This window comes from Paenibacillus aestuarii, assembly GCF_027789125.1.
In the GTDB taxonomy this organism is placed as follows: Bacteria; Bacillota; Bacilli; order Paenibacillales; family NBRC-103111; genus Paenibacillus_E; species Paenibacillus_E aestuarii.
The window spans coordinates 163,008-175,355 of sequence record NZ_JAQFVF010000027.1; the positions used below are offsets into that span (position 1 = coordinate 163,008).

Genomic DNA, 12,348 nt, shown 5'->3' on the forward strand with positions numbered 1-12,348 from the left:
CATCCCCTCTTCTTAGATGAAAAGGAGATGTCCTTTTTTAACCTTAGGGGTGCGTGAGGATATGATTCCAACATGGCTAGGCATGAATAAAAGCTTCAAAGTGAAGTTAATTGCAAGCTTGTCCTGCATCATTTTGCTAACCTCGGCGATCACAGGGTATTTAACGAACCGGTACAACCTCAAGCTATTTGAGGAGGAGATCAGCAAGCAGTTTTTGCAGACGAATTTGGCCGCGATGGAAAAAATGGACTTGAAAGTGCAGGAAATTGTCCGTGTCTCGCAATCGGTTGTGTTTAACCCGCAATTGGAAAGACTGATTTCGCAAATTGTGACCAATGAGAACGCCGACGCCTATCGCCTGTATGACGATAAGAAACAGATTGAAGAGCAAATGAACCAGATCAAGTTCGATCAGCCTTACATAACCGGCATGTATTTATATGATTTAAGCGGCAAGCCTTCCTATTTCAGTTTTACGTCGAATACGATCAATATGCTGGATGCGAACACCGTGCGCTATATACAAACGAAAATCAGCGATACGTATGGGGATTTGGTCTGGATGCGCATGCAGCTGCCCAGCTCGATTGAGCCAAGCGGATACAGAGACACTGTTGTGGCCGCCCGTTGGATGAAAAATAATAACCTGCAGACGTACGGCATGCTGGTGATGGCGATCGATGGCTCCTTTTTCTCCAGCTCGCTCAAGGAATTGATTAAGGACGGCCTCGGTGAGGTATATGTATTTAACCCGGGCGATGAGCTGCTGTACAGCAACACGGTGGTTGCCGCGGGGGATGAATTGACACAAATTAAAGCGGTTGCATCGCCGACGGTGAAGGAAAACCGCCTGTTCGTTCGCAGCGATTCGAAGGCAACGAATTTTCGATTGGTCAGCGGAGTGTCGTTATCCGAAATTCAGCAAAAGAACAGAAAGCTGTCGCAAAGCATCGTCTACTCCGGCTTGGTCAGTATTTTAATTACGAGCGTGCTGATCGCTCTATTTACAAGTAAGCTGCTGCGTCCGCTCAAAGATTTGCAGATGGGGCTGCGCAAGGTCCGCTCCGGGGACTTTGGCACGCGCATCGAGATTCGCACCAAGGACGAGCTGGCTTATATAGGGGAGAGCTTCAATGCGATGGCGGCGCAGGTCGGCCAGCTCATCAAGGAGGTTTACATCACACAGCTGAGCGAAAAAGAGGCGGAGCTAAAAGCGCTGCAGGCGCAGCTCAATCCTCATTTTATGCATAATTTGTTTAATGAAATTTACTGGAAGCTGTATTTGAAGGATGAGAAAGAAGTGGCAGATTTGATCGCTGCCGTCTCGGAGATGTTGAAATATTCGTTGCTGCCGGTAAGAACGTTATCAACCGTCGGGGAGGAGTTCCAGCAGATCCGCAACTATGTGAAAGTGCAGAGCGAGCTGTTCGAAACGGATTTGGAGACGATCATCCAGATCGATGAGGAAGTGGTGAACTGCAGCATGATGCGGGCCGTTCTTCAACCTTTAGTAGAGAATGTGTTCATTCATGCGTTCCGCAATAAAGTGACGCAGAAGATTTTGCTTATTAAAGCGAGGCGTGCCGATGATTTGCTGGAGATTGATGTGATGGATAACGGTTGCGGGATGGATCCGCAGAAGGTGGCCAAGCTGCTTAGCGACGACAGCGCTGCCAGACAGCGAATGGATGGACGGGAAAGCCTGGGCGTGCAAAGTGTGTTAAGAAGAATTGAGCTTGTATACGGGAAACCGTACCGGCTGGACATTACAAGCACGGTTGACAGCGGGACGACGATGCGTCTCATCCTGCCGTATACGAAGGCCGAGACAGGAGAATGAAACCATGGTGAACGGTAAAGTGTTGATTGTCGAGGACCAGATCCATTTTCGCAAAGGCTTGATCAAGATGATTGAAAGCGGCAGCCTGGGCTGGGATGTGGTCGGCGAAGCGAGCAACGGGCAGGATGCGCTGGTGCAGCTCGATCAGGTAAAGCCGGATCTCGTGCTTACCGATATTCGCATGCCGATCATGGACGGGATCGAGTTCGTCGGGCATTTGCGCAAGAGCTACCCGGAGCTTTTGGTCGTTATTTTGACGGGGTACAAAAATTTTGAGTACGCCCAAGCTGCAGTCCGGCACGGCGCGCTGGATCTGCTCATTAAGCCATGCACCGAGCAGGATGTGCGCCAGGTGCTCAGCAAGGCGTCGGGGCAGTTCTATGCGAGGCTCTCGCAGCAGCATAAGGCGCTTGGGCAGCAATGGCTGGAACAGGATCAGGCTTTGCGCGCGATATGTCTGGATCTGCCGTATGCCCCGAGCATGACGTCGGAATTGAACGCGCTCCTCGCCGGTTCCGAGCTGTGGCTGCTGCAGTTGAACCACGAGGATTTCATTAAGCGCGATCATCAGAAAGGTGACCGCAGCTTGCTGCAGTTCGCCTTGTCCAACATTGTGGAGGAGCTGACTGCGCAAGCGGGACTTAAGGTCCGGCTGCTGCTCGTGGAGCATGACCGGTTCGTGCTCATGGCGGAAAGAAGCGGTGTTCCGGAGAGCTTGAAGGTGCAAGTGGAGCAGGCGGTCAAGCAATATTTGAATATCCGGCTTCACATGATTCCTATGGGGCTGCTGGCGTCGATTGAACAGTTGGCAGAGAGGTATGGAACTGTTCTTGATGCAGCCAGAGAACGGACGGATGCTGTGATGCCGCAAGCGGTGGAGAGCCATGCCATCCCTGACATGTTGTGGTCCTTAAACCAGGCGAGGGTGAACGAGCTGGAGGTGCAGCTCATGTCCGCGATTTTGATCGGACAGTCGGATCGGGTGCAGCAGCTGTTGGAGCAAATGCTGACAGAACTGGGACATAAGTCGCTGGAAGAGGTGAAAGTCCAAGGGATGGCACTGACCATTGCGCTGAATAAGCTGATCCAGAAGCAGTTTGATCCGGATGGCGGGGAGGCCATGGTGAGCATATCCAGTGATATGCCGCATAGCGATTGGTCGCAAGAGCAGGTGATCAGCTGGGCGAATCGGCAAGTGAAGAGCTTCATGCTGCAATTTAATCATTGGCAAGCGTCGAAAAGCGATAATGTAATCGAGAAAGCGGTGCTCTATATCGAGCAGCATTATCATGAAGAATGCCGGCTGACGGAGGTAGCGATGCACGTGCATTTGAACCCAAGCTATTTCAGCGCCTTGTTCAAGAAAGCCAAAGGAGAGAGCTTCACCTCCTTTGTGACCCGGTATCGGCTTGAGAAGGCGGCGCTGCTGCTGCGCAATACCGATATGAAAATTTTTGAGATCGCCAGCAGCGTCGGGTTTGACGAGCCGAATTATTTTACCAACGTGTTCAAACAAAGATTCCGGATGTCCCCCAAAGAATACCGGAGCCGGGAGACGTTATGATCATCATTAGATTAAGCGGTTAACTATACCCAAAAAATTTATAGATTCTTCTATAAATTTTTAAGGGTTTTTTTTATGTAACCGGTTACGATAGTAGCAAGACGAACGAATGAAGGAGTGAAGAAGCTCATGAGCGATGCGGTCAACCAGGCTCCTGTTGCCATGCCCGGCATGCATACACAGAAGGCATCCGTCTTGAAAAGGCGAAGAAGACTGAAACAGAATATTCCTCTCTTTCTTATGCTGCTGCCGGTTTTAGCTTTCTATATCCTGTTTAAATATTGGCCGATGGGCGGCATGATCATTGCCTTCAAAGATTATAATTTCGCCGACGGTATCCTGCACAGTCCGTGGGTAGGGTTGAAAAACTTTAAAACGCTATTCTCCAGCCCGAATACGCTGCAAATTATTTGGAACACATTTTGGCTCAGCTTGTTGAACCTGCTGGTTGGCTTCCCGGTTCCGATCGTGCTTGCGATTATGCTTAATGAAGTGCGCCGGGCCTGGTACAAACGATGGGTGCAGACGATTGTCTACTTGCCGTATTTCTTCTCCTGGGTCATCGTTGCCGGGATCGTGCTGGAGCTGTTCGCCACGGACTACGGAACGGTGAATAAAGTGCTCAAGCTGTTCTCCATCGAGCCAATCACCTTCCTCTATGAATCTCATTCCTGGATCGCAATTTTCTTGGCTGCCGGAATATGGAAGGAAATGGGCTTCAGTACGATTATTTACTTGGCAGCGCTCACGACGATTGATCCAGCGCTCTATGAATCGGCCGGCATGGACGGTGCGACGAAGTGGCGGCAGATCTGGCACATTACGCTCCCGGGCATACGCCACACGATCATTCTGCTGCTGATTTTGGCGATGGGCCGAGTGATGGAGGTCGGCTTCGATCAAGTGTATAACTTGCAAAACTCGGCGGTTGCCGACGTTTCCGAAGTGATCAGTACATATATTTACAAAATCGGTCTAGGCAGCTCACAATTTAGCTTAACGACGGCGATGGGGCTTTTCGAATCGGTCATTAGCTGCACGCTGGTGCTGATTGCCAACCGAATCGCGCGCAAATTCGACCAAGCGTTGTTTTAACCTGATATCGGTGAAGATGTTCATCTGGAGAGGAGGGTCCCATGAAAGCGACAAAAGGAGAACGAATTTTTTATGCTATCAATTACGTGCTGCTCGGATTGCTCGCATTAACGTGCATCCTGCCATTTATTCATATCATTGCTTTGTCCTTAAGCGAAAGATCGGCGGTTGATTCCGGGCACGTCTTCTTGTGGCCTGTAGGCTTGCAGTTCACCGCTTACAAAATATTTTTCATCGCCAGCCCGGCGTTCAGCGCTTTTAAAAACAGCATCATCATTACCATCATCGGCGTTGTCTTGAGCTTGTTAGGTACGATCTTGGCCGCCTACCCGCTATCCCGGTCGTACTTGTTTGCCCGCCGGTATCTGACCTTGGGGATGGTGTTTACAATGCTATTCTCCGGCGGATTGATTCCGACTTACCTGGTCGTGAAGAACATGCATTTAATCGACTCCTACTGGTCGCTTTGGCTGACTGGGTTCATCAGCACCTATAACATGTTATTAATGCGCAGTTATTTCGAAAATATTCCCTATGAAGTCCAGGAAGCAGCACGCATTGACGGCTGCAGTGACACCTCGCTGCTCATTCGCGTCATCCTGCCCTTATCGCTGCCAATGCTGGCGACATTGGCCCTGTTCTATGGAATCAGCTATTGGAATGCGTTCATGAGCGTACTCATGTACATCAACCAGAGTGACTCGATGAATTTGACAGTCGTCGTCCAAGCGATGCTGCAGAAGAACGATCTGTTGAATTCGCCGTCGCTGAATGTGGAGGAGCAAGCAGCAGTGGCTACCGAGATGGTCAAAGCCGTCGGCGTCGTCGTCATGGTCGTCCCGATGCTGGTGATATATCCATTCCTGCAAAAATATTTTGTCAAAGGCGTCATGCTTGGATCTGTCAAAGGTTAAAATGCTTCAGCACCGCTTTATCTGTTCATTCGGTTTCTCGTTTGGAAAAACTTCATTATACACGAAGGGGGAAATTTGGAAATGAAGAACAAAAAGCTTTGGCTAGGTATGACCGTAAGTGTTGTTGCTTTAGGGGCTGCACTCATTGGGTGCAGCAACAGCAAGGAGGAAGGCGCGTCCCCGTCTACATCTACAGCTGCACCGGCCTCCACGAAGCCAGGCGAGCAGCAGCCGGCAAAACGCGGTGATGTCAGCGTTTCGATGTATGATCGCGGAGCTGTTCCTTCGTCCGAGGGCTCGTACGAAGACAATCGCTGGACCAAATGGATCAATCAGAACGGCCCGGCGAACGTCAAAATCGTTCCAGTCCTGCGCAGCGACTCTACGAAAAAACTGAACGTGCTGTTCGCTTCAGGCTCTGCTCCGGACATTGTCAACGAATATACGACGCCATTCCGAGGCAGTTTGTATGATCAAAAGCAGCTGATGCCAATTGATAATATTTTGCAATATATGCCGGAATACCAAAAGCTGCTGACACAGTATCCGCAATTGAAAAAAGCGGGCACGAAACCGGACGGCAAGATCTACGAGATCGGGAAAGTGAAAGAAGCGGTGCCTGCGCATATTTTGCTGATTCGGACCGATTGGCTGAAGAAGCTGAACCTGAGCATGCCGACAACAACGGATGAATTGCTCGCTGTCGCCAAGGCATTTGCGGATCAGGATCCGGATGGCAACGGCAAGAAAGACACGTACGGCATGAATATGAGCACTTACTCCGAGCAGGCGATCAACGAGATGTTCGGCGAAAACTCATCCAGCACCTTGCTGGCGTGGGATCTGAAGGATGGCAAAGTCGTTCGCGCTTGGGATAAAGAACTGGCATCCCTGACATTCAAGAAGAAGCTTTATGATGAAGGCATTATCGATAAAGATTACATCAATGATAAAGACGGCGCGAAAGCGAAGCAGGACTTCCTGAACGGCAAAATCGGCATCTACGTGAAGTTTACCGGCGGTTGGTACGATTTCACGATGAACGATATGGGCACGTTGAAGAAAAATGCGCCGACAGCTGAGATCGCACCGCTCGGTTATCCGAAATCGCCGATGGGCACTTTCACAGGCGCCATTGATAACCCGGTTCAAATGACGACGGTGATCAATGCCAAAGCGAAAAATCCAGAAGCGGTCGGACGCTACCTCGACTTTATGATGAAGCCGGAGACAGCTTCAAAAATCATTAACGGCGATGAAGGCACACACTGGAAAAAAGGTGAAAACGGCTGTCCGCAAATTATCGACCCGGCAAAAAGCAAAAATGAAGTTAGCTACGCTTTCGACTACGAGATGTTCTATTCGCAAGGTCAAGATAAATGTTCGTTTGTGCTGAACCAATTCAACACGTCTGACCCTGTGCAAAAAGCAGGTATGGACATGTATAAAGATGTACAAAAACTATACTTCGATTCGAGCAGAGAGTATCCAGGAATTACCGTAGGCGACCATATGCCGGTTTATCCTGCCGACCTGCAAGTGATTAATACAACGATTTTGAAAGATAAAGGTGATCTGTTCGTTAAAGCGATCATCAGCGGTCCGAAATACACGGCGGAGCAAGCTATTAAAGACGCGCAAACGGCTTACGATAAGTCCGGCGGCAAACAGCTCGACGATTTCATGAACAAATGGTATCAAGACAATAAAGGCACCGCGTTCCTGGCGAAAGATGTTATGACCATTGCCAAACAGCAGATGGAACAAGTGAAGTAACAATTAAAGGAGGGGGGCTGGACATAGCGTCTGGTCCTTCCCTTTTTATATCGGGGGAGGTAAGCTCATGTGGGATAAAGGTGAGTATTCGTTTTCTACGTGTTGGAATATTAAAAGGCACTCAGTTGGAAGAGAGATGATCGAGGAAATCAAATCTCTGGGCTTCAGGCAAGTGGAATTGAACTATAATGTGACCGAAGCTTTCATGGCGACGATTGAACCGATGATCGATAAAGGGGATATTGGCATCTCCAGCGTGCATAATGTGTTCCCTTTCATTGCGGATAAAGATTATGATACCGATTCTGTGCTGCTCGGATTCGACGATGAAGCGAAGCGAAAGCGCGCCGTTGATCTGCTGATTCGCTCCATGGAGTACGCCGTCCGTTACGGAGCCAAGGCTGTCGTGGTGCATCCGGGCGAGGTTCCTTTTGATTACAACATCGATGCCGATTTGAAAAAGCTGTACCGGGAGTTTGGCAAAGATTCCCCGGAATACAAGCAGCTATGGGGCGAAATGCTCGAACGGCGGGAACGGCTCAGCCCCCGTTATTTGCAGCGCATGCAAGACAGCCTGGAGCAGGCCAGCGAGCATGCTGCCTCTAAGGGCTGGCAGGTGGCGATCGGGATTGAAACGCGGGCGCGCTGTTATCAAATGCCGACGTTGATGGAGGCCAAGACGATTTGCGATAACTTGCAGGGTAGCCCGGTCGGCCTGTGGTATGACATCGGCCATGCGATGATGATGGACCGGATGGGTTTATACGATAATGTGCGCGAGCTGCCAATCGTACAGCCTTACATTTGCGGTGTGCATATCCACGAAACACTGGAGCTCTCGGATCATTGGTGTCCTTATGTGCACAGCAAAGACACGAATTATTTTGACCACTTCCTGGATGCCATTGAGCATGCCAAAGTGAAGGTCTACGAATTGAAGGCTGCGTGCCAGCCGGATGAGATTCATGAAAGTCACGGGATGATCATCCGCAAGCTGCAGAACAGACATTGATCCTATGAAAGATCGAGGGACAAGGGAGAGATTGACATGGAGCCGATTATAGATAAACTGATCAAGCTTAACGACGAGTGGACCGAGGCCGGGCTGCAAAAGCAAGTCACAGATCCCAGCTCCAAGTATGCCGGGGGGGTAATGGATGAGTCGACGGGCATTCCGCGCGCGAACCATTTGGGAACGCCGGCTGTGATGGCGGCCTGGGCCGCATCTTTGGTGAATCCGGCTTCCCGCTATTACCATCACGCCGGGCTGCTTCATGCGTTGGAGCAAGCATCCGATTTCATGCTGCGCCGGCAGCATGCCGATGGCACGATCAGCCTCGGCTCAACGAACTTCAATTCGCCGCCGGATACGGCTTTTGTCGTGGGCGGCGTTACGCAGATTTACCGCTTGCTGGAACGGGCAGAGTGGCCGGACGCGCTGCCGGCGATGGCGAACATCAAGGAGTTCCTGACGCGCACGATCCCTGCGCTGCTGACCGGAGGCTGTCACACGCCGAACCACCGCTGGGTGATTACAGCTGCCCTCGCACAGCTGTATGAAATCTTTGCGCAGCCTGAGCTGCTCCACCGTGCCGAGGAATGGCTCGCCGAGGGCATCGACATCACCGAGGACGGGGAATGGACGGAGCGGAGCAACGGCATCTATAACGCAGTCAGTGACATTTCGCTGTATCATACGGCGCGCGCCTTCGGACGCCCGGAGCTGCTTGAATACGTGCGCCGTAATTTGCGCATGATGGCGTATTTGATCCACCCTGACGGAGAGGTCGTTACCGACTATTCCGGCAGACAGGACTTGGGGCAAACGTTCGATTTATCGAACTATTTTCTCGTTTGCCGATTGATGGCTGTCCATGACGCAGATCCGCTCTTTGCCGCCATGGCCGACTATGCCGCCTCCTTCATCTCCAGATACAAAGAAGGCGTCAACAATCATCCGATGGTCGGCGTGCTGCTGTTCCCGTCTAATCTGGAAAACGTCGAGAGGGATCAGCTCCCACAGCGTTACGTGAAATGGCTGAATTTTGGCCACCCGATGGAGGAGCATTTAAACCGTGTCCAGCAAGTCGGCCACCATATGCAGATCCAGCACAGCAGCATGCACCTCGCCTTTGGTGCGCCGGTCGTGCGGATTCGTGAGCTGGACGACAGCGTGACGATGATGGCCAAAGCGCCATCCTTTTTCTCGCTCCGACACGGAAAAGCGAGGCTGCTCGGCGTCAAATTGGCGACCTCCTTTTCCCCAGGCGTCGTTTCTTTCGATAAGCTGAGTGCTGATTCGAGCGGCGTTTATACCTTCCACAGCGTATTGGAAAAAGGCTACAACGGCCCGATTCCCAAAGAGCTGCTGGCTGAGCTTGCTCCTGATACGAAGATGAGTCCGTGGTATTTGCTGCCGCATCATCGCCGTCCTTTTACACATGCCCAGCAATTTGCAATCACGGCTGAGATTACTCAGGAGCAACATGCATGGCGCATTCGTGTCCACGCCGACGAGCGGGAAGATGTGTTTGCGCAGCTAACGTTTATTTTTGGCATCGAAGGGCAGCTGACAGGCTCAGGTATCGTGCCGATCAGCGAGGGACGCTGCTTTTTTCAAGAGGGCACGCTGCATTACAGCGCAGGCCAGGACGCCATCGAAATCTCCTCCGGCGCTTTTGAGCATCGCTTGCCTGAGCTGCGGGAAGTACCGTATCCGGGCGGCTGCCAATACGCGCATGTGAATCTGCTGTCTCCTTTTGACCATACATTCACCATTCGGCTGCTATAGAAAGGAAGGAAGTGAGAATGAGTACCTATTTTGATGCCGAAGAGAGTGCATTTGCGCGTTTTGGGCATGATGATCGTGCCGTGCTTCAATTGCTTGCTGACCGGTATAAAGGGGCAAATCCCTCTGTTCCCTTTACTTTCCGGACTTTTTATCGATCAGGTGTGCTGCAAACGAAGGATGGTTTGTACGATATTGATCTAAAAGCCAAGTTTCCGGCGGCCAAAGCGGGGCAGTATGGCTATGCTTACGCCAACGTTTGGAGCGACAGCGAGCGGAATTTGGATTTGTTGGTTGCTTGCTATGGACCGGTTCAGTTGTATTTGAACGGGGAGATGGTGTTCCGCTCCAGTGTGATTGACGAAATCAAACCTGACGCCGAAGTGAAATTGAATGTCAATTTCAACAAAGGCTGGAATCGGCTATTTCTGAAAATGAAGAGCACAACAGCCGGCTTCGGCTGCCGGATCGGCGCCGATGAAGCTAAGGTCAGAATCTTGAACGTGCTGTCTCCGTTCCCGGAAAGGGCGGGTCAATCCGGATGGGTGTATACTGCGCCTGCGGATGCTGACCTATTCACGGATGGGCCGGATGAAAGCCTGCTGGCTGCCGAGGGCAGCAGCGGTCTTGCATGGCATCCCGTGCAGACATGGGATGCGGAGCGTTTGCGCCAGCCTTCGCTGGAACGAATGTTCGGTCTTCACCCTGGCAAGCTGGCCTACGCGTGGACTAAGCTGAATCAGGAGAAGCTGGGCGCGCAAAGCGTCGTGCTGGAAGGCGAAACAGACGGGCCGCTTACCGTATGGGTGGATGGAACGATAGCGGTAGAGAGAGAGCATGCCGGCCGCTTCCGGCATGAGCTAAGACTGGCCGCCGGCAGCTATGATCTGCTCGTCCGCAGCAGCTGTGCCGAGCAGTCATGGGACTTTACCCTTGCAGTAAGCTGCGAGGGTACGCCGTGCCGTCTGGCACTGCCGGTCGCCGTCAAAGGGACCGAGGAGCGCTGGCTGTATGTCGGTCCGCTGGACAGCCAGTCCACGCTCGGTTACGAGGACATTGTCCGCACTGATCGCGTGTATCCAGTTGGAGCGGAGTTGGCCGCCAATGACCATGTGTATTGGCGGCTGGACCAGCCGGAAGCCTGGATCCGCCCGATTTATGAGAACGCGATGCTCAGCAATAAATGGACCGTCGGCAGCGTGACGAATTTTGCCCGTTGGGATTACCCGCTCGGTGTAACGGTCTACGGCCTACTGCAAAGCAGCAGGTGGTTGGAGCGGTTGGATCTGACCAGCTACGCCGTCTCACACGTCCAGGCATGCACCCGAATGTATGAATACGCTCTGTGGGACCGGGAGCAGTACGGCTTCCCAGCTATCAACCAGCAGCTTGTGCTCATGCGGATGCTGGATAACTGCGGCTCCTTCGGCTCTGCGATGCTGGAAGCTTACTCAGAATGCGGTGAGGATGCCACAATCGTTGGCATTGCCGAGCAGATCGCCGATTTTATGCTGAACCGCTTGGAGAGGAAGGCTGACGGTGCCTTTTATCGAGAATGTCCAGGCGAATATTCAGCCAATACCATGTGGGCGGACGATTTGTATATGAGCACACCGTTCCTATGCCGATATTATAGGTTAACAGGAAGCAAGCCTGCGCTGGATGAAGCAGCCAAGCAGTTTTTGCTTTTTCGCAACTACTTGTATATGCCTGAGCAGCAAATCATGTCGCATGTGTATGATTTCAAACATGGCGTCGCCACAGGCATTCCTTGGGGACGTGGGAACGGATGGACATTATTTTCACTGACCGAAGTCTTGGAGACATTGCCGTCCGATCATCCGGTGAGGGCGGAGCTGCTCGCCTTTTTCAACGAACTGTGCCAGGGCTACGCCGCCCTTCAGGCGGATAGCGGCTTGTGGCATCAAGTGCTGAACGATCCGAACGCGTACGAAGAAGCGTCGTGCAGCGCCATGTTTGCGTACGCTTTTGCGCGTGGTGTGCGCTTTGGCTGGCTGGAGGAACCCGACCGCTATATGCAAGCCGCCTTTAAAGCGTGGAGCGGGCTGTTGAATCTCGCCATCGACCGCCACGGCAACGTCCATGGCGTGTGCAGCGGTTCGCGCTTTGCCTTTCATGCGGACTACTATAAGTATGACTTGCGCACCGTAACCAACGACAATCACGGCATTGGCATCATGATGCTGGCCGGCACCGAGGTTGCGAAGCTGAAACACGCACTAGGTCAATCATTGTAAAAAGTTGATCACTGTCCACTATCCCCATGACTCAGAAGGAGTAGCTCTTCTTTTGAGCTATGGGGATTGTGTCGTTGAAATGTGCGCTTCACGCACTATCCCTTTGGCTCAGA

Annotated in this window: 8 protein-coding genes; all 8 read left to right on the forward strand. The window is 51.8% G+C overall.

The features are described 5' to 3' along the window. The first annotated feature begins 61 nt into the window (after window positions 1-61). The 8 genes from O9139_RS13285 (at window position 62) to O9139_RS13320 (ending at window position 12,235) form a co-directional block, all read left to right on the forward strand. Window positions 62-1,840, forward strand: a complete 1,779-nt coding sequence (locus O9139_RS13285) for a sensor histidine kinase (RefSeq protein ID WP_270879963.1) — start codon at window positions 62-64, stop codon at window positions 1,838-1,840. 4 nt (window positions 1,841-1,844) lie between these two features. Beyond that, window positions 1,845-3,404 (forward strand): response regulator transcription factor, encoded by a 1,560-nt coding sequence (locus O9139_RS13290; RefSeq protein WP_270879964.1) that lies wholly within the window; start codon window positions 1,845-1,847, stop codon window positions 3,402-3,404. Window positions 3,405-3,566: 162 nt separating this feature from the next. Then, the gene (locus O9139_RS13295; protein WP_270880134.1) at window positions 3,567-4,499 is read left to right on the forward strand and encodes an ABC transporter permease; all 933 of its coding nucleotides are present in this window, start codon (window positions 3,567-3,569) and stop codon (window positions 4,497-4,499) included. A 41-nt stretch (window positions 4,500-4,540) separates the two neighbouring features. Next, complete coding sequence (locus tag O9139_RS13300; protein WP_270879965.1) at window positions 4,541-5,413, forward strand: carbohydrate ABC transporter permease; 873 nt, start codon at window positions 4,541-4,543, stop codon at window positions 5,411-5,413. An 81-nt stretch (window positions 5,414-5,494) separates the two neighbouring features. Then, window positions 5,495-7,189, forward strand: coding sequence for a type 2 periplasmic-binding domain-containing protein (locus O9139_RS13305; RefSeq protein ID WP_270879966.1), 1,695 nt, complete (start codon window positions 5,495-5,497; stop codon window positions 7,187-7,189). A 67-nt stretch (window positions 7,190-7,256) separates the two neighbouring features. Then, on the forward strand, window positions 7,257-8,201 hold the full coding sequence (locus tag O9139_RS13310) for a sugar phosphate isomerase/epimerase family protein (protein ID WP_270879967.1): 945 nt from the start codon (window positions 7,257-7,259) through the stop codon (window positions 8,199-8,201). Window positions 8,202-8,237: 36 nt separating this feature from the next. Further along, window positions 8,238-9,980 carry a hypothetical protein gene (locus O9139_RS13315; protein ID WP_270879968.1) on the forward strand — a complete coding sequence of 581 codons (1,743 nt, stop codon included), beginning with the start codon at window positions 8,238-8,240 and terminating at the stop codon, window positions 9,978-9,980. 17 nt (window positions 9,981-9,997) lie between these two features. After that, window positions 9,998-12,235: a glycoside hydrolase family 88/105 protein gene (locus O9139_RS13320; RefSeq protein ID WP_270879969.1), complete on the forward strand. Its 2,238-nt coding sequence runs from the start codon at window positions 9,998-10,000 to the stop codon at window positions 12,233-12,235. The last annotated feature ends 113 nt before the right edge of the window (window positions 12,236-12,348 follow it).